This is a genomic window from Agrobacterium tumefaciens (genome assembly GCF_005221325.1).
Classification (GTDB): domain Bacteria; phylum Pseudomonadota; class Alphaproteobacteria; order Rhizobiales; family Rhizobiaceae; genus Agrobacterium.
This window is the reverse complement of record NZ_CP039888.1, coordinates 1,937,527-1,959,343: the sequence shown is the minus strand read 5'-3', so window position 1 is coordinate 1,959,343 and position 21,817 is coordinate 1,937,527. Positions and strand designations below refer to the sequence as shown.

The window sequence follows — 21,817 nt, the reverse complement described above, 5'->3', positions numbered from 1 at the left end:
GCTTTATGGTCCATGCTGCATGTGAACAGCTGGAAGGAATTCGTATGGGTCCTGACCGGCTTCATGGGCCAGATGCTGTTCACCATGCGTTTTCTGGTTCAATGGATTTCCTCTGAACGGGCGAACCGCTCGATCATGCCGGTGGCCTTCTGGTATTTTTCCATTCTCGGCGGCGTGGTGCTGCTTTCCTATGCACTGTGGCGGCGCGACCCGGTCTTCGTTATCGGGCAGGCATCCGGCCTTCTCATCTACGCTCGAAATCTCTGGTTGATCCATGCAGAACGCCGCCAGCATGCATGAGGGTGTGGCCCTACCTCATGCGCAGGCGGGCGAACAGCACCGGTGGCTGACCTTTGCGGTCTCGGCAATCATTGTCGTGACAGCGCTGCGGGTTGTTGGGCTGGCTTTCAACCGTACCGATCTTTTCGTCGACGAGGCGCAATATTGGTTATGGGGCCGGGAGATGGCGCTCGGCGCCTATTCCAAGCCGCCGCTGATCGGCTGGCTCATTCGCGCGGCAACCATTCTGGGCGGCGGCGAGGGCACGTTCCAGGTGCGGCTGGCCGCACCTGTCGTGCATGGCGTTGCGGCGGCGGCCATTCTTGTGCTGGGCCGTATGATCTATGATGTCAGGCTGGCCTCGCTGGCTGCCCTTGTCTATCTGACGCTGCCCGCCGTGACGCTCGGCAGCCTGCTGATCTCGACCGATACCCCGATGATGTTGTTCATCGTGCTGTCGATGATTTCGGTCAGAAAGCTTGCGCTGGCGCGGGCCGAACGCAGGGGCGCGCTGGGCTGGAGCATCGCTCTCGGCCTCTGTTTCGGCCTTGGCCTGATGTCGAAATATGCGATGATCTATTTTCTGCCCTGCTTCATCGCCGCCGGCTGGCTTTGCGAGGCGTGGCGCATCCGGCTGCGTGACGCGGCGATCGCCGTGCTGGTTTGCATTGCCGTTATCGCCCCCAATCTGTGGTGGAACACCGCGCATGATTTCATGACCGCGCGCCATACGGCTGATAATGCCAACTGGCATGGCGTCCAGCTGAAGATCGGTTCCGCGTTGGAATTCTTCTTCTCGCAGGCCGGCGTGGTCGGACCCTTCGTTTTTGTCGGCATGATTGTCGCGACAATCCGCGCAAAGACGGCCGAAGCCCGCGCGCTGGTCGCGCTTTCGGTGCCGATCGTGCTTCTGATTACGGCGCAGGGCCTGATGTCTCGCGCACTCGCCAATTGGGCGGTGGGGGCTTATGCGGCCGGCGTGCTTCTGGCGGTTCCGGTGCTGGCGGCGCGGCGTTGGCTCATCGTGTCCACACTGGCGCTCGGCGGTATCGTCGCCATCGCATTGCCGCTGATGACGATTGCCGGAACGGAGTTACGCCTGCCGAAAGGTGAACTGGCGATGGCGCGTTATCTCGGACGCTCCGAGCTGGTATCGACCGGCCTGTCACGGGCGCGTGAGGCGGGGGCAGACGCCATCGTCGCCAATGATCGTTCGATATTGGCCGAGCTTTTTTACCAGTTGCGGGATGAGAAACAGGTACTGACGCGGGCATTGCCCGAAACCGGTGTTCCGTCCAGCCACTATGCGCTTCTTTATCCGCTGAAGTCAGGCGAAGCGAAGAATCCGCTGTTTCTGGCAAGTGCGGATGGTTTGCCGGCATGCCTTGCCGGCGAGGCGCCGGTTGCCCGTTGGACCGCCGGGCCGGGCTTTTTAGAGGGTCGGGAAATCGGGCTCTGGCGCCTGCCGCCGCAGTGCATTCCGGAGGGCGTCAATGGACAATGATCTCTCCCATATGCGGATCACCATCTGGGTGACGCTCGCAGCTCTGGCGCTCGTCATTCTGTTTGCGACCTTCCCCTCCATCGATCTCCGGTTTTCCGCCCTGTTCTTTTCGCCGGTGGGGCAGCCGTGGCCCGGTCGGGAGCCGTTTCCCGAATGGTTGCGCGATACTTTGCGCGAGGGTGCGGAGCTCGCCACGCTTTTGGCTTTCCTGGTCCTCGTCGGCAATCTGCGGCTCGGTACGCTGCAGCGAACCGGCTGGCGGGTCTGGGCCTTCCTGTGTGGGCCGGTGATCCTGTGTGCCGGGCTTCTCGTCAATGGCGTGCTGAAGGCCATGATCGGTCGGGCGCGTCCGTTCAGCGTTACCGAATTTGGCGGGCATCAGCTGTTCACGCCCCCTTTCCAGTTCAGCACGCAATGTTATTCGAACTGTTCGTTTTCTTCCGGGGAAACCGCGCTGATCGCGAGCTTTTTCCTGCCGTTCTGCGTGCTTGTCTGGCCGCGTCTGCGTCCCTCTGGGCGATTGGTGGTGGGCGTCCTTGCTGGCGGGGCAATCATCCTCATGTCCGGTCTTCGCATCGCAGCCGGCGGCCATTTCCTGAGCGATGTGGTGATGTCCATCCTGTTTTCCGCCCTGACGACGCTGTTTCTCTACCGGGCGCTGACGATAAGCCGCCACCGTCACCTCTTTACCGGTGATGCCGTCTCGGCCGATACGATCAGCCTTTGGCGCACTGGTCGCCATGCCGTCCTTGCCCGTGTTCGGCGCTGGTGGCCGAAAATCAAGGCCGCAGCCTCCCGTTTGCAGCGCCCCCCGGATGCGGGCGCGGCATCTTCCTGAATGGCTGCAGGGTGAAGTCTTGCGATCTCCATGCATGCAGAGATCGCTCAGCGAGCTGACAAGCTTCCCTCCCGTCACGCCGGCCTTGAGCCGGCATCCCGTTACGGCGCGTTCGCGCCGTGAAAAGACTCTTTTGCTATCAAAAACATGATCACGCTGGACCCCGGAGCTAGTCCGGGGTGTCGCTGTGTGGATACGCGATCTTGCGAGGGAGACGGTGCCTCAGTCGAACAGGCCGGATACCGACTGTTCCTGCGCGGTGCGATTGATCGCTTCGCCAAGCAGGCCTGCGGTGCTGACCACGCGGATATTGTGCGCGGATTGCACGCCTGTGGTCGGCTGGATGCTGTCGGTGATGACGAGTTCGCGCAGCTTCGAGGAGGCCACGCGGGCAACCGCGCCGCCGGAAAGTACACCGTGGGTGATATAGGCGGTGACGCTGGTCGCGCCCTTTTTCAGCAGCGCTTCCGCGGCGTTGCAAAGCGTGCCGCCGGAATCGATGATATCGTCGATCAGGATGCAGTCCTTGCCCGAGACATCGCCGATGACGTTCATGACTTCGGATTCGCCCGGACGGTCACGGCGTTTGTCGACAATCGCCAGCAGACAGTCGAGGCGCTTCGACAGGGCACGGGCGCGGACCACGCCACCGACATCAGGCGAAACGACCATGACGTTGTTGGTGTCGTAATGGTCCTTCACGTCGCGGGCGAGAATGGGCGCTGCGAAGAGGTTGTCGGTGGGGATATCGAAAAAGCCCTGAATCTGGCCGGCATGAAGATCAAGCGTGAGAACGCGGTCGGCGCCGGCTTCGGTAATCAGATTGGCAACGAGCTTGGCGGAAATCGGGGTGCGGGGGCCGGCCTTGCGGTCCTGGCGGGCGTAACCGAAATAGGGAAGCACCGCGGTGATACGTTTTGCCGAGGAGCGGCGCATGGCATCGATCATGATGAGAAGTTCCATCAGATGATCATTTGCCGGGAAGGAGGTGGACTGGACAATAAAAACGTCCTCGCCGCGCACGTTCTCGCTGATTTCTACGAATATTTCCTGGTCAGCAAACCGCTTTACAGTGGCATTTCCGAGAGGAACGTTAAGATACTTGCAGATCGCTTCGGCGAGGTGCCGGTTCGAATTGCCTGCGAAAACCTTCATTGCGGCCGCCTGTTTCCATGCCATCGCCTTGCGCCACGGGGCTCAATCCACCGTAACCAAGCGTCGTTCAAGGGGAGGAACATCCGGCCGAAAAGCCTTTGCCGGATACGCCTTGTTGCCATGCGCGCCTTAATAGCGCTGTTGCTTCCGATTGCAAGAGGACTCCGCGCTTTCGCAATGATTTTCGTGAAATCTCTATGACTTCTCCCGCCGTTTCACCTCATCCGCGTTGAGAATGCTTCCAGGACGTATAGTCGTTCAGGGTTTTTGCGGCGATATCCTGCATCACCGTGTCGGTCGCGGCCGCCCATGGATCGCTGCCTTTTGCCGCCACCGTCTCCTGCCCCTGCAGGCGATGCAGCCGCACGCCATTGGCGTCGAGAACGTCCCAGACGTAAACGATATTGACCTTGCTGCCATCGGCGAAGGCGGAGAAATATCCCTTCAGGATGTTTTCCGCCGAATTGTCGTTGGAGGCGCGGATGGTCAGCCCCTTGGCCCGCGCTTCGGCACCGAGCTGGCGCGACAGCGGCGTGACGGCCTGAACGGGCGCGCCGATGATCGGCAGGAAGCGGATGGAATTTGCCGAGGAGGCGGGCGCGAGCGACGCCGTCTGCTGCGCGGGGGCGGCCGCGGGAGGCTGGGCCGTGTTCGGGGTCTGGCGAAGCGGCTCGCCATACTGGCTGCCGCTGGATAGCGCCTGTGCCTGTGCCTGCAACGAGTTTTGCGGCGCATAGGCGGGCACGGAGGTCGTGGTTGCCGGCGCGCCTGCCGGCGCACGGTCGGCGGCGGCGGCCATCTGGTCGAGATCGCCCTGCGTTACCGGCGTCGATTGCGAGGCATTGTGGCCGACATTCACCTGCGGTGTCAGCGCCTCCGTCGTGTTGCAGCCCGAAAGGGCCAGCATCAGTACTGGAACAATGACGGCCGGAAAAAGGGGGGCGAACCCCGTCCGGCTCATGCGATTTTCCCTCTCATGTTCCGCTCCTTCTTGCCCAAGGTGGCGGCAATGTAAGGGCGGTTTTCCCGCTCTGTCAAACCCGGCGGCGATTTAAGCTGTGAGAAGATCGAGGTTATGACGCGAGAGCGCTTCCGGCGCGCCTTCCGTGGTCAGATAGGTCTGGCCGAGCGTCATGGCCGTGCCGGAATCGGAATCCATCACGATCATATGCACGAAGAGCGTCATATCGGCGGTTATCTCCTGCGGATTGCCGGCATGGAACATCTGGTGCTCCATCCAGGAAGGCGAGAAACGCGCGCCCAGCGAATAACCGCAGGAGTTCAGCCGGTGGCGGGTCAATCCGCGTTCGTCCATCACGCGGGCATGCACGTCGAAGACATCGCCGAAAGTCTTGCCCGGCCGCAGCACCTCTTCGATGGCGGTGAGGTTTTGCAGGCAGGCGCTGTAAAGCTCCTTCTGCCGGAAATCCTGTTCGCCGATCACCACCGTGCGCATCATGGCGGCATGGTAATGAGCGCTGACACCGGCCCATTCCAGCGTCAGCTGATCCTTCGTGTCGAGCTTGCGGCGTCCGGCCTTGTAACGGCACAGCAGCGCATCGGCCCCGGAACCGATGATGAATTCATTGGCGGGATAATCACCGCCGCCGGCGAGAACAGCGCCCTGCATCGCGGCAAGGATCGCGGCTTCGTCCGCGCCGGGCTTGATGAGCGGTAATGCCGCATCCAGAGCCTCATCGGCCAATTGTCCGGCCTTGCGGGCATAGGCGATCTCGGCCGGGCTTTTGACGAGCCTGAGCGTGCTGACGAGATAGGAGGCGTCACTCATCTGGCAGAAGCTGGCGAGCTGGTTGTCCAGCAGGCGGGCGACACGGCCGGTCATGCCATGGGTGTCATATTCCACCCCGATCTTGGCACCGAGCAGGTCGAGATCGCTCAGCAGGTTTTTCAGGTCGAGTGTGGGGTCCGCATTGGGCCGGTCGACCCAGACGAGAATATTGTCGACGATGGAGGTATTGCGGGCCTGCCGCAGATCGGCCGAACGGGTCAGAAGCGTCATGGAACCGTCGGACTTGACCACAAGCGTCTGGAAGAAGCAGTAACCGAATGTGTCGTAGCCGGTCAGCCAATACATGCTCTCCTGCGCAAAAAGCAGCAGGGCGTCCAGCTTCTCCTCGGCCATTTTTGTGAGCAGACGCTCGCGGCGGGCATCGAATTCCGAAAGCTCGAAATGCAGGGCCATGTCAGTCCTCCAGAATTGCGATTGCGGAAATCTGCCGGCCATAATCGGGTTCGGCGCGGTGGGTGGTGCGGCGGTAGGAATAGAAGCGATGTTCGTCAGGATAGGTGCAGAGGCCGAGATTCTCCGCCTTCACACCGGCCTTGGTCAGGCGGTTGATGGTGAATTGCTTGAGGTCGAACAATGCGTGGCCTTGCCTTTCCGTCTCAGCGAAATAATCCGCATAGGCCGGATCGATATCGGTGAAGCGCGCCACATATTCCGGCCCGACCTCATAATTGTCCTGGCTGATCGAAGGGCCAAGCGAGGCGACGATGCGTTCACGGTTGGCACCGAGCTTTGTCATAGCCTCGATGGTATTTTCGAGCACGCCGAAGAGAGCCCCCTTCCAGCCGGCATGGGCCGCACCCACGATGCCCGCTTTGGCATCGGCAAACAGGATCGGTCCGCAATCGGCGCTCAGCACGCCCAGCACGAAACCCGGCGTTGCCGTCACCATGGCATCCGCCTGCGGACGGTTGCCGTCATAGGTTTCATCGACCACGAGGACGTCAGGGGAATGGACCTGATGCACGGTGGCGAGGCGGCCCGAGGGCAGACCGAACCATTGCGTCACGCGCCGGCGGTTTTCCTGCACTTTTTCGGGTTCGTCATGGGAGCCGAGGCCGACATTGAGGCCCTGATAAAGCCCTTCCGAAACGCCGCCCTGCCGGGTGAAGAAACCGTGGCGGACACGGTTTTCACCTGACGCGGCGAGCAGTGGGGACTGGAGCGGGAGCGGCAGCGTTGCGTTCTGCATGGTGGGGGAATTCCTTGGAGAATATCGCTGTTGGCCAGTGGAGCAGGTTAAGCGAGATGTTTCCTGTTGCCGCGGCATTGCGCGGCGGTGTGATGCAGTGTGCCTGCTTCGTGTGTCGCGGCGATGTTGGCCCAGAGGTGATTGCGCTGTCAATCCACCGCGCGAAACGGCAGAAGATGAAGCGCGGGACTTGAAACGGCGATAACCTTGAAAAGTTCCCCCATCTTGCCGGCGCCTTCGCCAGCGAGGCGGTTTACTGCTTCGGCGATTTCAAGCGTCTGGTCGGGCGTCGCCTTGGCGGCAAGCGCGCTCGCCCTTTCCTTGAGGCCAAGGCCGTGGAGAAAATCGCCCTGTCTCAGGGCGCCGTTGACATGCACGCCGGTCGCTTGCGCCGTTTTCACAAGGCTTTCGAAATCCACATGGCTGGTCAGATCGGCTTCGCCGGGATGCGCAAGCGCTGGATCGAAGGCGTGGCTGCGCATGGCTTGCAGCGTATCACCATAGCTGCCGACCAGATGGCCGTAGTCGATGGCGAGCGCCGTGCCACCATGGGCCGACAGGCGCTGGCAGATCGCGGTCATCACGGCTTCGCGGGCAGGGGAAATCTCGAATATGGTGCCAAGCGGTTGCCGTTCTGGCTGCGGCGGCAAGAGCGCCGGGTCTATGCCGGCAAGGCCCGTCGAGAAAACGAGTTCGTCATCGGCATCAAGGCTGACGACACGTTCCCGAAAACCCTGCGGAGTCCTGACGAATTGCCGGATCGGAATGGCATCGAACAGCTCGTTGGCGACAAGCAGCAGGAAACCTTCCGGCACGTCGTCAAAACTGTCATGCCAGGTCAGCCGGTCCGCATGTGGTGCCAGCGTTTCCTTCTGGATGGCGGAAAGACGGGGGCTGGTCTCCACCAGATGCACCCGCATCGTTTCATAAAGCGGCGGCGCGATGCGGCGGATGACACGCAGCATGTCCGACATCATGGTGCCGCGGCCGGGGCCGATTTCCACCAGCTGCGTTTGCGCCGGCGCGCCATGTCGCTGCCAGGCGTGGACGACGAAAACGCCGAGCATTTCGCCGAAAAGCTGGCTGACTTCAGGCGCGGTGATGAAATCACCCGAGCGTCCGAAGGGCTCGCGGCTCTTGTAATAACCGTGTTCGGGATCAGCGAGGCACAGCGAAAAGAAGTCGGTGACGCTGAGCGGACCGTTAAGCCGGATAAGGGATTTGATACGTTGCGCAAGCGGTGTGGTCATGGGAGATCATACCGCTCAGGCGCTTTTCGTCGCGCTGCGTGCCCGCAGAACGGCCCAGAGGCCCAAAAGGAACATCGGCGTGGAAAGCACCATGCCCATGGTCAGCCAGTTGCCGGCGAGATAACCGATCTGGGCGTCTGGTTCGCGGAAGAATTCCACGAAGATGCGCGACAGCGCGTAACCGCATACGAAGATGCCGGTAATCGTGCCGGGTGTTTTCAGTGCCCTGAAAGCATAGATGGCGATGGCCAGAAGGATGACGAGCACCAGTCCTTCGAGGCCGGCTTCATAAAGCTGGCTCGGGTGCCGCGCAAAGGGGCCACCGGTCGGGAAGACGACCGCCCATGGCACATCGGCGATGCGACCCCACAATTCACCGTTGATGAAGTTGGCGATGCGGCCGAACAGCAGGCCGATGGGCGCGACGGCGGCAATGATATCGAACATGCTCCAGACCGGAATGCCGTTCCGGCGGGCGAAGAGAATCATGGCGACTGTCGTGCCGATCAGGCCCCCATGGAACGACATGCCGCCATTCCAGATTTCGATTGCTCTGATGGGATTGGCGGCCACGGCTGCCATGTCGTAAAACAGGATGTAACCGATACGCCCGCCAAGCACGATACCGCCGGCTGCCCAGAGGATGAAATCGTCAAGATGCTGGGCCGAGATGGGCGAGACGTCGTTCGGCCAAAGCCGATCCGTGCGGGCGAGGCGGCGGGCGTAAAACCAGCCGAGCATGATGCCCGCGACATAGGCAATGCCGTACCAGTGGATCGCCAGGGGACCGATGGACAGCGCTATCGGATCGATATTAGGGAAAGGCATGATGGCGAGGGAAGTGGGAGCGGCTATCAATCCGTATATATTCCGTCATCGTTGCTGGGCGGACAACGGATCATCCATTGCCTCAAGGGGCCGGGCGATGATGCTCACCGGTCCCCTGACGCCAAGGAAAATGGCGATTGCGGTGGCGGCGGTCAAGGTGATTCTTTAAGCTATGGCTTAACATACCCAGGGTGACGCAAGCTCTTGGGATTTTTCGATTTCGCTTGCAAGGCGACGGTGGAGTGCCTACCTGAATGCTATCAACAGCGGGCACGACGATGCCCCTGAACCGACGAAGGACAAGCGCCATGAGCACGACAGGCACCAATCGTTTTCTGGATGAATTCGCCAAGCTGATGACCGATGCGGCAGGTGCCGCGCAGGGCGTGCGTAAGGAAGCCGAAGCGGCGTTTCACGCTCAGGCGGATCGCTGGCTGAACAGTCTGGACGTTGTCCGCCGCGAGGAATTCGACGCGGTTCGCGAAATGGCCATTCAGGCACGGGATGAAAACGACGCATTGCGCGCCCGTATCGAGGCCCTGGAAGCAAAGCTTTCCGCCAAGGACTGATTTTTAGCGCTTTTTCTGAGAAGTCCCGGATCGCTTGCGATTCCGGGACTTCTTGTTTTTCGGCCCCTTCCGTCCGACTTGACCTTGGTTGTCAAAATCGGTCCCCCGACGCGAATTTTTCCGGCCTGTGGACACTTCCAAAAAACGCAATCGGCAGAGTCGCTTAAGACTCTCGCCTGAGGTGATGGGGGAGGAGATATCCACTGTTCAAAAAGCAAAAATGGCGGGGAAGGGGTGGCAGCCGGACTCGGCCATTATACACTGATTTTAAATGATGATTCGAAAAGACCGGTAAGCTCCAGACAGGGTGAATGCGTTATTCTGGTGGTGTCGGGCAATCGTCTCAAATGTTTATCCCGGTTCGTATGTGCGTTTTGTGCCCGGCGTTCAAAACACGACATTCTGACCGGCTGAGAAGGTGCCGCATGAGTCTGATAGAATTTGAAATTGAGCGTCAGTCCAATCCCGTCGATATGATCGAGATTGTCGCTGCCTCGAATGACTGGTCGTTCGAGCGGTCGGGCGAGGACGAGATCGCCATGACTGTGGCGGGCCACTGGGCCGACTATCACGTTTCGTTTGCGTGGATGGAGGATTTCGAAGCGCTGCATCTTGCCTGCGCCTTCGACATCAAGGTGCCCGACCACCGTGTCAACGAAGTGATTTGCCTGCTGTCGCAAATCAACGGTCAGGTGCTGATGGGTCATTTCGATTTGTGGCGGCAGGAAGACGTCGTCATTTTCCGCCAGTCCCTGCTTCTGTCCGGCGGTGCCGAGCCGAACAACCAGCAGGTGGAAGTGCTGCTTTCCAGCGCTCTTGAGGCTTGCGAGCAATATTATCAGGCATTCCAGTTCGTCGTCTGGTCGGGGCTGGATGCCAAAAGCGCAATCGAAGCGGTCATGTTCGAGACCGTGGGAGAAGCTTGAGCATGGTGTACAAGGCTTCCGGTCCGCTCGTCCTCGTGGGGGCCGGCAATATGGGCGGCGCCATGCTTTCGGGCTGGCTGAAAAAGGGTGTGCCGGGATCGAAGGTCTTCGTCATCGATCCACGCCCCTCCGACGCCATGCGCACGACGATTGCGGAAGCCGGCGCGACCCACAGCGAAAGCGTGCCTGAAGGCGTCAAGGCCGGCATTCTTTTCGTGGCGGTGAAGCCGCAGATGATGGATGCTGTTCTGCCGTCGCTGAAGCCCCTGCTGGGCCCGGAAACGGTCGTTGTCTCCATCGCGGCGGGCACGACAATTGCCACGTTCGCTTCGCATTTCGGCGCGGTTGCCGCCGTCCGCGCCATGCCCAATACGCCCGCCATGGTCGGCCGCGGCGTCACCGGCGCTTATGCCAATGACCTGGTAACGCCTGAGCTGAAAACCGTTGTGGACGGGTTGCTGAAGGTCAGCGGCCCGGTCGAATGGGTTGAGGCCGAAAGCGACATCGATGCGGTGACCGCAGTTTCGGGAAGCGGTCCGGCCTATGTCTTCTATCTGGTGGAATGCATGGCGGAAGCTGGCCGCAAGGCTGGTCTGCCGGCCGATGTGGCCATGCGTCTGGCGCGCGAAACCGTGGCCGGTGCCGGTGAACTCCTGCATCAGTCCCCCGAGGAGGCGGCGCGGCTGCGCCAGAATGTGACCTCGCCGGGTGGTACCACGGCGGCGGCGCTCTCCGTACTGATGGCCGAAGACGGTATGCAGCCCCTGTTCGACCGAGCCGTCGCCGCCGCAAAAACGCGTGCCGAAGAACTGGCGGGCTGAAGGGACGGGTCATGAGCGGCGAAATTTCCTATGCCGATTTCGAGAAGGTCGATATTCGCGTCGGCACGATCGTGGAGGCGGAGCCATTTCCCGAGGCTCGCAAGCCGGCGATCAAGGTGAAGATCGATTTCGGACTCGAGATCGGCATCAAGAAATCCTCGGCGCAGATTACGGTACATTATACGCCGGAAAGCCTGGTTGGCCGGCAGGTTCTGGGCGTGGTGAATTTTCCGCCGCGCCAGATCGGCCCTTTCCGGTCCGAAGTTCTGACGCTCGGTTTTGCCGATGCAAACGGCGATATCGTGCTGGCCGCGGTGGAACGAGCGGTGCCGAACGGCGAGAAGATGTGCTGACGGCTGTTTGCCGTTACGCCGGAATCTTGACGATTACCCGCAATCCGCCCATTGGACTTTCATCGAGCGATACGTCGCCGCCATGGCTGCGGGCGATATCGCGCACGATGGAGAGGCCAAGGCCCGTGCCCGAGGCATTGAGGTTGCGCGCCTCGTCCAGCCGGAAGAATGGTTTGAACACGTCTTCGCGGGAGATTTCCGGAATGCCCACACCGTCATCGTCGAAGGTCATGATGATGGAGCGTGGCGCCTTGCGGATATCGACGTGGAGGTTGCTGGCGTAACGCCGCGCATTTTCGGCCAGATTGGCGACGAGGCGGGACAGCGCGTTCGGCCGGGCGATGATCCTCTCGATATTATAGAGTTCGTAGCTGAATTTCTTGCCGTGCAGCTCGAAATCATGGCCGATCTTCTCCAGAAGTGCTGGAAGCTCCAGCGTGCCGACATCCTCTTCGACATCGGTGCGGACGAAAGTCAGGTAAGCCTCCAGCATCGACTGCATGTCGTCGACATCCTTGTCCAGCCCTTCGAGGTCGGGATTGTCGCCGGCGAGCGCCAGTTGCAGCTTGAAGCGGGTGAGGATGGTGCGCAGGTCATGGCTCACACCGTTCAGCATGGCCGTGCGCTGTTCCATCTGCCGCTCAATACGCTCGCGCATCAGGATGAAGGCGAGACCGGCACGCCGCACCTCGTCCGCCCCGCGCGGGGAATAGCCGCTGATCCTCTGGCCCTTGCCGAAGCTTTCTGCCGCCTTGGCAAGCGCTTCGATGGGCTTGATCTGCCCGCGCAGGAACAGGATGGAAATGGCGATCAGCACCAGTGACGCGCCGACCATCCAGACGAGGAAGATATGGGTATTGGAGGCATAGGCCGAACTACGGCTGGTGAAGACGCGCAATGTCTTGTCTTCCAGTTGAACACGGATTTCCACCAGCGAGCCGTTGCCATAGGTGTCGATCCAGAACGGCCTGCCGATCTGCTGTTTCAACTGATCGGCCAGAATCCTGTCGAGGATCGAAAACAGCGGCTCGGGCCGGGGTGCCGGCAGATCGCTCTTCGGTTCGATATAGACGCTGAGGTCGAGTTTCTCTCGGGCGATGCGGATGACGCGCTGATAATCGTCTTCTTCGGGGTCCGTCTGCAGAAGCTCGATGATCGCAGAAATATCGCGCGTCACGGCGGCGGAAAGGCGCTCCGTCACCAATTGCCAGTGACGTTCCATGAAGACGGCCGCGACCACGGCCTGAAGCAGGATCATCGGCAGGATGATGATGAGCAGCGAGCGGGTGTAAAGGCCGGTTGGCAGCCAGTGGCGCAGCCATCTGCCAGCGGAACGCCATGCCTTGGCCGCGCCGCTTCTTTTGACCGTGCTGAGAAAATCGAGGCTCGCCATGGCCGTGCGTTCGCCCTTCGTTGAGTGCTGGTCAGTCCACGCTCAGGCGGTAACCGATGCCGCGCACCGTTTGCAGATAGACAGGATTGGCAGGGTCGTCCTCGATCTTGCGGCGAAGACGGTTGATCTGCACGTCGATTGTTCTTTCGCCCACTTCCGATTCCGCCTCCACCAACTCATAGCGGGGAATGGTATCGCCGGCGCGCAGGGCAAAAAGCAGCATGATCTCCTGTTCGCGATCCGTCAGCCGGATCGTCTCGGGACCGCGCCGCAATTCCTTTTTCGGAATGGAGAAGCTGTAGGGACCGAACATGATCTGTTCGATCTTCGGCGTATCGGGCGAGGTGTTGCGCCGCAGGATATTGTTGATGCGCAGGACAAGTTCGCGCGGATCGAAGGGCTTGGCGAGATAGTCATCCGCGCCCGCTTCCAGCCCGGCAATGCGCGAATCCGCTTCCGAACGGGCGGTGAGGAGAATGACCGGCACGGATTTGTTCTCGTTCAGCGAGCGGGTCAGCGAAAGCCCGTTTTCGCCGGGCATCATCACGTCGAGGATGAGCAGATCAAAACGGATGCCCACCATCTTGCGCCGGGCTTCGGCCGCGTCGCCGGCCACGGAGATGCGATAGCCCTTGTCGCCAAGGAAGCGCTGCAGGAGATCGCGAATGCGGGCGTCGTCATCAACGATCAGGAGATGCGCCGCATCATCGTCCGCCGGCGGGCGTTTTGTCGGAGCCTGTGCCATCGTCACTCGTCCTCCACGGTCGCTGTCGTCGTCGCCGGGCTCCGCATCTGCGCCAGGAACTTGCGCACGCAGGCGCGGGCATCCGGCCCCAGTCCTTCCAGCGCCCGGTCGATGCGGCGTGACTGCGGTTCGCTGAGCGCCAGCGCCAGTTCGCGGCCGGTCAGGGTCGGGTAAAGCCTGCGCTGGCGGCGGTCTTCCGGGCCTGCCATCTGGCGGATGTAACCATCGTCGATCAATTGCTTGAGCACGCGGGCGAGGCTTTGCTTGGTAATCTGCAGGGTGTCGAGCAGATCCGCTACCGTCATGCCGGGTTGCCGGCTGACGAAATAGACCACCCGGTGGTGCGCCCTGCCGTAGTCCAGCTTCGACAGAATGACGTCGGGATCGGAAACGAAATCGCGATAGGCGAAAAACAGCGCCTCGATCGTGTCGAAGTCGATCTTGCCGTCGTCTACCTTCGGGAGTGCCGGTGTCTGCCTGGCGGCGGCGGTTTTGAGCGATTGCGGTGGCACTGCGGTTCCTTCATATCCTGCGGCTGTCTAATCATAGGCTGACAGGCGTCGATGCGCCAATATTCTGTAAACATAGCCGAAAATGCGTCCGCTCGGGAGAATGCCGCCGATCATTTTCTGTTGCGGTGGATAATATGACGCGGGTGCGGGTGCAACTGGAATCCTGAGTGACCTTTACCGGAAATAGAAAAGAGCGCGGAAACTCCGCGCTCTCCTTCATTTTTGCCGTGATGGTGGCGTTACTGGTAGACGTAGACGATACGACGGGTCGAAGGTTCTACGAGAACCGGCACATCGTTCACCCGGACATATCGATACTGATAGTCGGGGACTTCAACCATACGGGCATCTGCCGGCAGAACACTACCCACGGCGATGTCGCCGTCATAGGTGATCGTGTCGGCAGGGTGCTCGTCCATATAGGTGATGACCGATTGCGGCGGATCGACTTCGCCGACGCGACCAAGGTTCGGGTCACCCGGGTTCGGTTCTGCCTGCACGCTCGAGGTCTTTTCATAGGTCACGACAGGTACGCTGAGTTCAGCGCGGCGCTGTTCGAGAATGACCGGAGAGCCCTCGTACATCACATTCAGATAATCCGCATGAGCCCAGCCGCGCAGGCCGTTGACTTCGATGCGGCACCAGCTGCTGCCTTCCATGCAGCCATCCAGAACCGCGTTGCTGCCGCGCGTGGCGAGGCCCACTTCAGGATAGTCTTCACCGGGGCCCGAGCGAACGGAAATATCCGATGCAGTCGTGGCGACCATGGCGGCGTTTGCATAGCCTGCCATCAAGGCGAAGGCGCCGCCAGCGATCAGCATTTTAAGCGTCTTGTCCATGTGTCTCACTCCTTTTAAGACTGGAGCTACAACGTCGCAGCCAACAGGGCGTTCCACATTTTTCGCCGGAAATTCCTGCCGAAGACCAAAAATTTCCTGTTATCTCCCTGTATCGAATGGTGATTTTTAGAATAGTGGGGCGGCGGAAAGCGGAGGTCTTTTCCGTCGCCATTGTGCCGTAACCGGTCGCGGGCTATAGGAGGCGGAACCTTTCAGACAGGAGACACAGGATATGGGAAAGTTGCAGGCGGGCATTATTCCGGTCACGCCGTTCGAGCAGAACTGCACCATCCTGTTCGATCAGGATACCAAGGAAGGCGTCGTCGTCGATCCCGGTGGGGATGTGGACGTCATTCTGCAGGTCGTTGCTGAAAACGGTATCACGTTGAAGGAAATCTGGCTGACGCACGGGCATCTCGATCATGCCGGCGGTGCCGATGAACTGCGTGCAAAACTTTCCCTGCCGGTCATCGGGCCGCATGAGGATGACCGGCCGCTGCTGGAGAGGATCGAGGTGCAGGCTGAAAAGTACGGCATCAGTGGTCTGAAGAATGTCGTGCCGGACACATGGCTGAAGGATGGCGACAAGGTCTCCTTTGGAGATCACGTCTTCGAGGTCTATCATTGCCCAGGCCATGCGCCGGGCCACGTCATTTATTACAACCGCGACCAGAACTTCGCCCATGTCGGCGACGTGCTGTTTTCGGGATCGGTGGGGCGCACGGACCTGCCGGGCGGAAACCACGAGCAATTGATGGCATCCATTCGCGACAAGCTCCTGCCGCTGGGTGACGATGTCGGTTTCATCTGCGGCCATGGACCCGGTGGGCGGCTGGGTGATGAACGGCTCAACAACCCCTATCTCAAGGGGCTCTAAGTTCCGGCCAATAGAGGCCTGCAGGGCGCATAAAAAAACCCGGCATTCCTGCCGGGCTTCAACTAGAAAGAAAGCCGTTTTAGGGTCAGCCAGCAATCTGCAGATTGACTGCCTTCGGGCCCTTGCCGCGACGATCCGGTTCCGTGTCGAAGCTCACTTTCTGATTTTCTGAAAGTCCGGACAGGCCGGAAGCCTGTACGGCAGAGATGTGAACAAAGATATCAGCGCCACCATTGTCTGGCTTGATGAAGCCGAAGCCTTTGTCTGTATTGAAGAATTTTACGGTGCCAGTTTCGGCCATGCATCAGGTCCTTTTCGCTCTGCCCGCGTTCAGCTACAGGCAGCATTACAGTTTTGCCCCGCGTGGGCGTTGGCAGGCAGTTCTTGACTATTGAGAAAATGGACCTTCGCAGCAGGAAGTAATGGCGTTCTCATCCAACGTTTTTCGTCCCACCGCCCGAGGTTTATAGCGTCCCCAGTGCGCAAATTTATAGGCCTTCCCATGCTCGCAAATTGCCCGAACCGCAATAGATTGCTGCGTTTATCGAAAATTGGCAAGCAAAAGTTTTTACGGGCTTTTTGTCAGATAAAAAACCTGCGGTAGCATTACACCTGAGAACCGCACATTTTTTCCGCATAAGCGATGGCTGATGAAATAATTGCCGGTCGCATCGGGTCTTCGCAGCAAAAATTTGAACGAGCTCGACGGATTTTCTGCGAAAACAGAAAAATCCTTTCTTTCCGCGTCAGGCCGCTTCCGTTATGGTTTTTTGCCGTTTGCGTGTCAGTTCCGGTACGAGTTCAACGATCAGGATGGCGATGAAGATGATGAGGCAGCCGACATAGCCGGCGCTGGAAATGGTTTCCTTCAGGAAGATCGAGGCCAGCAGGGCGCCGAAAAGCGCCTCGGAAGACAGGAAAATCGCGGCCTGCGGCGCCGTGGTGTAACGCTGGGCAATGACCTGCAGCACGAAGGCGAGGCCGGAAGAGACGAGGCCGACGTAGAGAATTTCCACCATCGACGCTTCGATCGCCGCCATGCTGATGGGTTCGAACACGACACCGATCATGCAACTAAGAAGGGAGCAAACCGCGAACTGAGTACAGGAAAGCGCCAGCGGCCGTCCGCTTTCGGAGACGAAGCGTCCTGCCAGCGTGATCTGGATCGCCCAGAAGAAGGCGCAGATGATGCTGAGAATATCCCCTGTCGTCAGCGTCTCGAAGGCGCCGCCGGAGAGGAGAAATATGCCGCCGAGCATCATCAGCGCGCAGGGCCAGATGACCCAATGGGGATGACGGCGGTAAAGCACGACGGCGATGACGGGCACGAAGATGACGTAGAGCCCGGTCAGGAAACTGGAATTGGTGACGGTCGTGGTCAGGAGACCGACCTGTTGGGTGGTGGCGCCGCCGAACAGGGCCAATCCCACGAGGATGAAGCTGCCGATTTCACGGCGGCGCGGCGGCGATTTCAGCGACCGTGTTTCCATCAGCGCGAAGGGCAGAACGGCAATGGCGGCGATGGCGAAACGCAGGCCGACGAACCAGAACGGGCCGATCGAGGCCATGGCGGAGGATTGGGCGACGAAGCCGCCTCCCCAGATCGCTGCTGCGAGCAGAAGCAGCATATTGGCCTGAACACGCGTCATTATTGGCACCAGCACAGCAGGGGCCGGGAACATCATTCAGTCACGGCCGTGGCAAACAGGGGATTTTTTGAAATGCCGATCCAAAGTTTCGGATGGCTGTTTCCCGGGTGCTTTATCAGCAACGTGCCGATGCCGCAAGTCGAGGCGGCGGCTGCTTATTTGTAGCGGCGAGCCTCGTCCTTCAAGCTGCGCCGGGTCAGCGTCAGGCCGCCAATACCGAGGCCGATAAAAGCTGCGGCTGAGAGAACGATGAGCAGCAGGTGAGGGCCTGCCTTGGTGGTTGCCGCCACCTGCGGAATGGCCGAGGTGTGCAGGGTGTCGAGTGCTTCGGTGGCCGCATTGGCCGAGGTTGCGATGCCGGCGGCCATGGTGACGATGACAAGAAAAGCCGCAACGGCCATCCAGAGGGAAAACAGCGTTCTCTGCGCCCTTAACCTTTCAACGGAAGTCCGATCGTTGGTAAACATGGCTGTCGCCTCTTGTCCCTGTTCATGAAGGATAAAAGAGGCCCGGAAATGGACGGCTTGGAGACCGAATTCTGGCGTTCCGCGGTATTTATTGCGGCCATATTGTGGCAGGGCCACCTGGGGAGGGTGTTTCGCCGTAAATCGCGTCAGAGGCCGCGTTTTCCGAAGGTCCTGACCTGGCGCAGCGGATGCGGATCGGGCGCGCGGTCTTCCCGGGAAAATGCCGGTGCCGTAGTGTTTCTCTCCGTCCTTGAAGGGGCGAAATATTCGCTTCCGAGCTCCGGGAAGCGTGTATCGAAACTTGTCGGTGCGAGTTCGGGTTTTGCCAGAACATAGCCCTGCATCAGCAGGACGCCGAGGTCTTCGCACAGATCGACCTGCCAGCTCGTTTCAAGTCCTTCGAATACTGGCTCTATCCCGTCCTCGCGGAACTGGCGGACGATGACGCGCAGAAGGGCGGCGCCGGCCGAATTCTGCATGAAATCACGCACCCAGCCCGCTTCGAATTTCACGTAATCCGGCTTGATGAGCTTCACGCGGTCGATGTCGGAATCGCCGGCGCCATAGTCGTCCAGCGCCACGCGGAAACCGATATCGTGCATGTGATATGCGAAGTCGGCGACCATCTGGGTGTCGGAGGCCTTTTTCTCGGAGATTTCGCAGACGATGCGGTCCGCCGTCATGCCGGCCTCATGGGCGGTCAGCCGCATGCGCTCTACTTCTTGCCGCATCTTGGCCGGGGTCTGGAACAGGCCCGGATGGAAATTGACGAAGATGCGGGCGCGGGATCGGCTGAGCTTGCCGGTGTTGAGAATATGGATCGTGCGCAGGATACTGTCGATATTTTCGATGTCTTCAGATGCCACAAGCGAGAAGAATTCGCCCGGCGTTACCGGATCGCCGTTGCGGTGGGGCCGCACCAGACCCTCGAAGGAATCGATGTCCAGCATGCCGCTTGCCGTGCGACGGAAAATCGGCTGCAGGGCCGATTTCAGGTTGAAGGTTTGGTAGGCCGTGGACCATGTGCCATCGACCTCGCGGACAAGACTGGAAAAGATGCTTTTGGGCGCCATTTTTCAACCAGCTATAGAGACACGACCCCTAGGCTCGCCAATGTAGCGTATCAAGCGTTACTTCCGGGTTAAGGAAGGTTTAAATTCTCCGCCGCTGCAGATAAGCCGGCTTTTGACCTTGAAACTATGTCCGTCTTTCGACATAGAAATTGCCGTAGCAGACAAGATTTCCAGCCTCTGCCGATGTCAACCCCAATAGGACCGATTAAAAATGGCCTTCCTTGCCGACATTCTCTCCCGCGTAAAGCCATCCGCCACCATCGCCGTTACCCAGAAAGCCCGTGAGCTGAAAGCGCAGGGCCGCGATGTGATTAGCCTTGGCGCCGGCGAGCCGGATTTCGATACGCCCGAAAATATCAAGGAAGCGGCTATTGACGCGATCAAACGCGGCGAGACCAAATACACGCCCATTTCCGGTATTCCGGAACTGCGCAAGGCGATCGCCGACAAGTTCAAGCGTGAAAACGGCCTCGACTACAAGCCGGAGCAGACGATCGTCGGCACCGGCGGCAAGCAGATCCTCTTCAACGCCTTCATGGCCACGCTGAACCCTGGTGATGAGGTCATCATTCCAGCACCTTACTGGGTCAGCTATCCGGAAATGGTGGCGATCTGCGGCGGCACGCCGGTTTTCGTCAACGCCACGCTCGAAGACAATTTCAAGCTGAAGCCGGAAGCGCTGGAAAAGGCGATCACGCCGAAGACCAAGTGGCTCGTTTTCAACTCGCCCTCCAACCCGTCGGGTGCGGCCTATTCGCATGACGAACTGAAGGCGCTGACGGACGTGCTGGTCAAGCATCCGCATGTGTGGGTGCTGACGGACGACATGTATGAGCACCTGACCTATGGCGATTTCAAATTCGTCACGCCGGTCGAAGTCGAGCCTTCGCTTTACGACCGCACACTGACGATGAACGGCGTTTCCAAGGCCTATGCCATGACCGGCTGGCGTATCGGTTACGCTGCCGGCCCACTGCCGCTAATCAAGGCCATGGATATGATCCAGGGCCAGCAGACCTCGGGCGCAAGCTCGATTGCACAGTGGGCAGCTGTCGAAGCTCTGAACGGTACGCAGGATTTCATTCCGGCCAACAAGAAGATCTTCGAAGGCCGTCGCGATCTCGTCGTCTCCATGCTCAACCAGGCCAAGGGCATCAGCTGCCCGGCGCCTGAAGGCGCGTTCTACGTGTACCCTTCCTGCGCCGGCCTGATCGGCAAGACCGCGCCTTCGGGCAAGGTCATCGAGACGGATACGGATTTCGTTTCCGAGCTTCTGGAAGCCGAAGGCGTTGCCGTCGTGCAGGGATCGGCCTTTGGTCTTGGCCCGAACTTCCGCATTTCCTACGCCACGTCGGAAGCGCTTCTCGAAGAGGCCTGCAAGCGCATCCAGCGTTTCTGCGCCGATTGCCGCTGATCGGCCTGGGATATATCGACTGAAGAAGCCCGGCAGCGATGCCGGGCTTTTTTCGTTTCGGTCAGAGCCCGAGGAACAGCAGCATGATGAAGGTGGCGAAGAGAATGAAATGCGTCATTCCCTCGATCGCATTGGTTTCGCCGTCATTGAGGTTGATGGCGGCGGCGATGAGGGTGATGAAGACCATCACGGTCTGAACCGGCGTCATGGCCATGATGAAGGGCTGGCCGGTGTAAAGCGCGATGCCCTCCATGACCGGCACGGTCAGGATCACCGTCGACAGCGATGCGCCCATGGCGATGTTGACCACGGCCTGCATGCGGTTGCGCAAGGCGGACCTGAGCGCGGTGAGGATTTCCGGCGAGGCCGAGATCGTCGCGACCACCACCGCCATCAGCGCGGGCGGCGCATTCGTGCCCTCAAGGCTTTCGCCCAGGAAGGTGGACATGAATTCCGCCAGCACGCCGATCAGCACCACGCCGGCAATGATGAGGCCGATGGAGAACGGCACGTTGCCTTCGTCTTCCTCCTCCGCATGGCCGTCGGATGCCTGACCGGCGGGGTGGGCCTTGCGGGGATAGGTATAGCTGAAGAAATAGCTGTGCGGGCCAACCTGCATCTTGAGGAAGAGCGCATAGAGCGCGATCATCGCGACGATGGTGAAGGCGGAATAGACGTGCCAGCTCTGTTGCGGAATGAATTCCGGCACGATCATAGAAATGCCCATGGCGGTGAGGATCATCACGCCATAGGTCTTGCCGGAATCGTCATTATAGGGCTGCTCACCGTGGCGTAGACCGCCGAGCAGGGCGGCGAGGCCCAGGATGCCGTTGATGTCGATCATGACGGCCGAATAGATCGTATCGCGCACCAGTGTTGGTGAACTGGATTCGCTCATGATGATGGCGAGGATCAGCACTTCCACGGCGACCGCCGAAAGGGTGAGGATCATCGTGCCGTAGGGATCGCCGACCTTGGCGGCAAGAATTTCAGCGTGATGGGCAACCCGCATCGAGACGAGAACGATGAGCCCGATGAGTACGATTGCGGCAATCAGCGCCGCCGTCTTTCCGGCTTCGAATATCGCATGTTCCGACATATAGGCGGCGATTGCCGCCGGTATTGCCAGAAGCAGCATGCGCTCCTGTTTCAGAATAGAACCCACCATCGATTTCCCTTCCCCTCGATAGGCTTAGGCTGTGACGTATCGTCCCTCAGATCAAGCAGGATTTGCGCTTGAATGCTTTTGGTAGGATAGTGATATCGCAGGACATGCTGCTCATGCCGCGGTGTCCCCGTCGGGTGCAATGCTTGAAGCGCGGTTGT

The 21,817-nt window shown here is 59.9% G+C and carries 24 protein-coding genes; 9 read left to right on the top strand and 15 right to left on the bottom strand.

Annotated elements, in window-relative coordinates:
- Positions 1 to 12: 12 nt before the first annotated feature.
- Genes CFBP5499_RS10235 through CFBP5499_RS10225 form a run of 3 tightly spaced genes read left to right on the top strand, consistent with a single transcriptional unit; the run spans position 13 to position 2,621 of the window.
- Entirely contained in the window at positions 13 to 300 is a 288-nt protein-coding gene (locus CFBP5499_RS10235) for a lipid-A-disaccharide synthase N-terminal domain-containing protein (protein ID WP_080824599.1), read from the top strand.
- A complete protein-coding gene (locus tag CFBP5499_RS10230; RefSeq protein ID WP_175416678.1) occupies positions 275 to 1,783 on the top strand; it encodes an ArnT family glycosyltransferase in 1,509 nt (502 codons plus the stop codon). The genes CFBP5499_RS10235 and CFBP5499_RS10230 overlap by 26 nt, the downstream gene beginning before the upstream one ends.
- Positions 1,773 to 2,621: a phosphatase PAP2 family protein gene (locus CFBP5499_RS10225; RefSeq protein ID WP_080824601.1), complete on the top strand. Its 849-nt coding sequence runs from the start codon at positions 1,773 to 1,775 to the stop codon at positions 2,619 to 2,621. The genes CFBP5499_RS10230 and CFBP5499_RS10225 overlap by 11 nt, the downstream gene beginning before the upstream one ends.
- 222 nt (positions 2,622 to 2,843) lie before the next feature.
- On the opposite strand, the gene CFBP5499_RS10220 is transcribed toward CFBP5499_RS10225, so the two are convergent.
- From CFBP5499_RS10220 to lgt, 6 genes are all read right to left on the bottom strand, one after another.
- Positions 2,844 to 3,776, bottom strand: coding sequence for a ribose-phosphate pyrophosphokinase (locus CFBP5499_RS10220; protein WP_010972147.1), 933 nt, complete (start codon positions 3,774 to 3,776; stop codon positions 2,844 to 2,846).
- A 220-nt stretch (positions 3,777 to 3,996) separates the two neighbouring features.
- Positions 3,997 to 4,737, bottom strand: coding sequence for a hypothetical protein (locus tag CFBP5499_RS10215; protein WP_080824602.1), 741 nt, complete (start codon positions 4,735 to 4,737; stop codon positions 3,997 to 3,999).
- Positions 4,738 to 4,827: 90 nt separating this feature from the next.
- Complete coding sequence (locus CFBP5499_RS10210; RefSeq protein ID WP_080824603.1) at positions 4,828 to 5,979, bottom strand: M24 family metallopeptidase; 1,152 nt, start codon at positions 5,977 to 5,979, stop codon at positions 4,828 to 4,830.
- Position 5,980: 1 nt separating this feature from the next.
- Complete coding sequence (gene pgeF / locus CFBP5499_RS10205) at positions 5,981 to 6,775, bottom strand: peptidoglycan editing factor PgeF (protein ID WP_080824604.1); 795 nt, start codon at positions 6,773 to 6,775, stop codon at positions 5,981 to 5,983.
- 149 nt (positions 6,776 to 6,924) lie between these two features.
- Entirely contained in the window at positions 6,925 to 8,025 is a 1,101-nt protein-coding gene (locus CFBP5499_RS10200; RefSeq protein WP_080824605.1) for a class I SAM-dependent methyltransferase, read from the bottom strand.
- Between the two features lie 15 nt (positions 8,026 to 8,040).
- Positions 8,041 to 8,853 (bottom strand): prolipoprotein diacylglyceryl transferase, encoded by an 813-nt coding sequence (gene lgt / locus CFBP5499_RS10195; RefSeq protein ID WP_175416776.1) that lies wholly within the window; start codon positions 8,851 to 8,853, stop codon positions 8,041 to 8,043.
- A 308-nt stretch (positions 8,854 to 9,161) separates the two neighbouring features.
- On the opposite strand from lgt, the gene CFBP5499_RS10190 reads away from it, so the two are divergent.
- From CFBP5499_RS10190 to CFBP5499_RS10175, 4 genes are all read left to right on the top strand, one after another.
- The gene (locus CFBP5499_RS10190) at positions 9,162 to 9,422 is read left to right on the top strand and encodes an accessory factor UbiK family protein (RefSeq protein WP_080824607.1); all 261 of its coding nucleotides are present in this window, start codon (positions 9,162 to 9,164) and stop codon (positions 9,420 to 9,422) included.
- A gap of 425 nt (positions 9,423 to 9,847) precedes the next feature.
- Positions 9,848 to 10,348 (top strand): YbjN domain-containing protein, encoded by a 501-nt coding sequence (locus CFBP5499_RS10185; RefSeq protein ID WP_080824608.1) that lies wholly within the window; start codon positions 9,848 to 9,850, stop codon positions 10,346 to 10,348.
- 2 nt (positions 10,349 to 10,350) lie between these two features.
- Positions 10,351 to 11,169 (top strand): pyrroline-5-carboxylate reductase, encoded by an 819-nt coding sequence (proC, locus tag CFBP5499_RS10180; protein ID WP_080824609.1) that lies wholly within the window; start codon positions 10,351 to 10,353, stop codon positions 11,167 to 11,169.
- A gap of 11 nt (positions 11,170 to 11,180) precedes the next feature.
- Complete coding sequence (locus CFBP5499_RS10175) at positions 11,181 to 11,522, top strand: tRNA-binding protein (protein WP_080824610.1); 342 nt, start codon at positions 11,181 to 11,183, stop codon at positions 11,520 to 11,522.
- Between the two features lie 13 nt (positions 11,523 to 11,535).
- Here CFBP5499_RS10175 and CFBP5499_RS10170 read toward each other — a convergent pair whose 3' ends face one another.
- The 4 genes from CFBP5499_RS10170 to CFBP5499_RS10150 form a co-directional block, all read right to left on the bottom strand.
- A complete protein-coding gene (locus CFBP5499_RS10170; protein ID WP_080824611.1) occupies positions 11,536 to 12,915 on the bottom strand; it encodes an ATP-binding protein in 1,380 nt (459 codons plus the stop codon).
- Between the two features lie 31 nt (positions 12,916 to 12,946).
- Positions 12,947 to 13,660, bottom strand: coding sequence for a response regulator (locus tag CFBP5499_RS10165; protein WP_137066277.1), 714 nt, complete (start codon positions 13,658 to 13,660; stop codon positions 12,947 to 12,949).
- Positions 13,661 to 13,662: 2 nt separating this feature from the next.
- Entirely contained in the window at positions 13,663 to 14,172 is a 510-nt protein-coding gene (locus tag CFBP5499_RS10160) for a MarR family winged helix-turn-helix transcriptional regulator (protein ID WP_080824612.1), read from the bottom strand.
- A 239-nt stretch (positions 14,173 to 14,411) separates the two neighbouring features.
- Positions 14,412 to 15,011: a DUF1236 domain-containing protein gene (locus CFBP5499_RS10150; RefSeq protein ID WP_080824614.1), complete on the bottom strand. Its 600-nt coding sequence runs from the start codon at positions 15,009 to 15,011 to the stop codon at positions 14,412 to 14,414.
- Between the two features lie 232 nt (positions 15,012 to 15,243).
- Here CFBP5499_RS10150 and CFBP5499_RS10145 point away from each other — a divergent pair, with 232 nt between their 5' ends.
- Positions 15,244 to 15,888 carry an MBL fold metallo-hydrolase gene (locus CFBP5499_RS10145; protein ID WP_080824615.1) on the top strand — a complete coding sequence of 215 codons (645 nt, stop codon included), beginning with the start codon at positions 15,244 to 15,246 and terminating at the stop codon, positions 15,886 to 15,888.
- An 85-nt stretch (positions 15,889 to 15,973) separates the two neighbouring features.
- Here the strand turns inward: CFBP5499_RS10145 and CFBP5499_RS10140 are convergent, their stop codons facing one another.
- The 4 genes from CFBP5499_RS10140 to CFBP5499_RS10125 form a co-directional block, all read right to left on the bottom strand.
- Positions 15,974 to 16,189, bottom strand: a complete 216-nt coding sequence (locus CFBP5499_RS10140; protein ID WP_003494703.1) for a cold-shock protein — start codon at positions 16,187 to 16,189, stop codon at positions 15,974 to 15,976.
- Positions 16,190 to 16,634: 445 nt separating this feature from the next.
- Positions 16,635 to 17,537 (bottom strand): DMT family transporter, encoded by a 903-nt coding sequence (locus CFBP5499_RS10135; protein ID WP_080827253.1) that lies wholly within the window; start codon positions 17,535 to 17,537, stop codon positions 16,635 to 16,637.
- Between the two features lie 155 nt (positions 17,538 to 17,692).
- Positions 17,693 to 18,004 (bottom strand): hypothetical protein, encoded by a 312-nt coding sequence (locus CFBP5499_RS10130; RefSeq protein WP_080824617.1) that lies wholly within the window; start codon positions 18,002 to 18,004, stop codon positions 17,693 to 17,695.
- Between the two features lie 146 nt (positions 18,005 to 18,150).
- Positions 18,151 to 19,077 (bottom strand): EAL domain-containing protein, encoded by a 927-nt coding sequence (locus CFBP5499_RS10125; protein ID WP_080824618.1) that lies wholly within the window; start codon positions 19,075 to 19,077, stop codon positions 18,151 to 18,153.
- A gap of 211 nt (positions 19,078 to 19,288) precedes the next feature.
- Here CFBP5499_RS10125 and CFBP5499_RS10120 point away from each other — a divergent pair, with 211 nt between their 5' ends.
- Positions 19,289 to 20,491 carry a pyridoxal phosphate-dependent aminotransferase gene (locus CFBP5499_RS10120; protein WP_080824619.1) on the top strand — a complete coding sequence of 401 codons (1,203 nt, stop codon included), beginning with the start codon at positions 19,289 to 19,291 and terminating at the stop codon, positions 20,489 to 20,491.
- Positions 20,492 to 20,552: 61 nt separating this feature from the next.
- Here CFBP5499_RS10120 and CFBP5499_RS10115 read toward each other — a convergent pair whose 3' ends face one another.
- Complete coding sequence (locus CFBP5499_RS10115; RefSeq protein WP_080824620.1) at positions 20,553 to 21,659, bottom strand: calcium:proton antiporter; 1,107 nt, start codon at positions 21,657 to 21,659, stop codon at positions 20,553 to 20,555.
- Between the last annotated feature and the right edge of the window lie 158 nt (positions 21,660 to 21,817).

Excerpts from the sequence above, each read along its gene's own strand:
- CFBP5499_RS10235 (WP_080824599.1), top strand. The coding sequence starts at position 13 with ATGCTGCATGTGAACAGCTGGAAGGAATTCGTATGGGTCCTGACCGGC.
- CFBP5499_RS10230 (WP_175416678.1), top strand. The coding sequence starts at position 275 with ATGCAGAACGCCGCCAGCATGCATGAGGGTGTGGCCCTACCTCATGCG.
- CFBP5499_RS10225 (WP_080824601.1), top strand. The coding sequence starts at position 1,773 with ATGGACAATGATCTCTCCCATATGCGGATCACCATCTGGGTGACGCTC.
- CFBP5499_RS10220 (WP_010972147.1), bottom strand. The coding sequence starts at position 3,776 with ATGAAGGTTTTCGCAGGCAATTCGAACCGGCACCTCGCCGAAGCGATC.
- CFBP5499_RS10215 (WP_080824602.1), bottom strand. The coding sequence starts at position 4,737 with ATGAGCCGGACGGGGTTCGCCCCCCTTTTTCCGGCCGTCATTGTTCCA.
- CFBP5499_RS10210 (WP_080824603.1), bottom strand. The coding sequence starts at position 5,979 with ATGGCCCTGCATTTCGAGCTTTCGGAATTCGATGCCCGCCGCGAGCGT.
- pgeF (WP_080824604.1), bottom strand. The coding sequence starts at position 6,775 with ATGCAGAACGCAACGCTGCCGCTCCCGCTCCAGTCCCCACTGCTCGCC.
- CFBP5499_RS10200 (WP_080824605.1), bottom strand. The coding sequence starts at position 8,025 with ATGACCACACCGCTTGCGCAACGTATCAAATCCCTTATCCGGCTTAAC.
- lgt (WP_175416776.1), bottom strand. The coding sequence starts at position 8,853 with ATGCCTTTCCCTAATATCGATCCGATAGCGCTGTCCATCGGTCCCCTG.
- CFBP5499_RS10190 (WP_080824607.1), top strand. The coding sequence starts at position 9,162 with ATGAGCACGACAGGCACCAATCGTTTTCTGGATGAATTCGCCAAGCTG.
- CFBP5499_RS10185 (WP_080824608.1), top strand. The coding sequence starts at position 9,848 with ATGAGTCTGATAGAATTTGAAATTGAGCGTCAGTCCAATCCCGTCGAT.
- proC (WP_080824609.1), top strand. The coding sequence starts at position 10,351 with ATGGTGTACAAGGCTTCCGGTCCGCTCGTCCTCGTGGGGGCCGGCAAT.
- CFBP5499_RS10175 (WP_080824610.1), top strand. The coding sequence starts at position 11,181 with ATGAGCGGCGAAATTTCCTATGCCGATTTCGAGAAGGTCGATATTCGC.
- CFBP5499_RS10170 (WP_080824611.1), bottom strand. The coding sequence starts at position 12,915 with ATGGCGAGCCTCGATTTTCTCAGCACGGTCAAAAGAAGCGGCGCGGCC.
- CFBP5499_RS10165 (WP_137066277.1), bottom strand. The coding sequence starts at position 13,660 with ATGGCACAGGCTCCGACAAAACGCCCGCCGGCGGACGATGATGCGGCG.
- CFBP5499_RS10150 (WP_080824614.1), bottom strand. The coding sequence starts at position 15,011 with ATGGACAAGACGCTTAAAATGCTGATCGCTGGCGGCGCCTTCGCCTTG.
- CFBP5499_RS10145 (WP_080824615.1), top strand. The coding sequence starts at position 15,244 with ATGGGAAAGTTGCAGGCGGGCATTATTCCGGTCACGCCGTTCGAGCAG.
- CFBP5499_RS10140 (WP_003494703.1), bottom strand. The coding sequence starts at position 16,189 with ATGGCCGAAACTGGCACCGTAAAATTCTTCAATACAGACAAAGGCTTC.
- CFBP5499_RS10135 (WP_080827253.1), bottom strand. The coding sequence starts at position 17,537 with ATGACGCGTGTTCAGGCCAATATGCTGCTTCTGCTCGCAGCAGCGATC.
- CFBP5499_RS10130 (WP_080824617.1), bottom strand. The coding sequence starts at position 18,004 with ATGTTTACCAACGATCGGACTTCCGTTGAAAGGTTAAGGGCGCAGAGA.
- CFBP5499_RS10125 (WP_080824618.1), bottom strand. The coding sequence starts at position 19,077 with ATGGCGCCCAAAAGCATCTTTTCCAGTCTTGTCCGCGAGGTCGATGGC.
- CFBP5499_RS10120 (WP_080824619.1), top strand. The coding sequence starts at position 19,289 with ATGGCCTTCCTTGCCGACATTCTCTCCCGCGTAAAGCCATCCGCCACC.
- CFBP5499_RS10115 (WP_080824620.1), bottom strand. The coding sequence starts at position 21,659 with ATGGTGGGTTCTATTCTGAAACAGGAGCGCATGCTGCTTCTGGCAATA.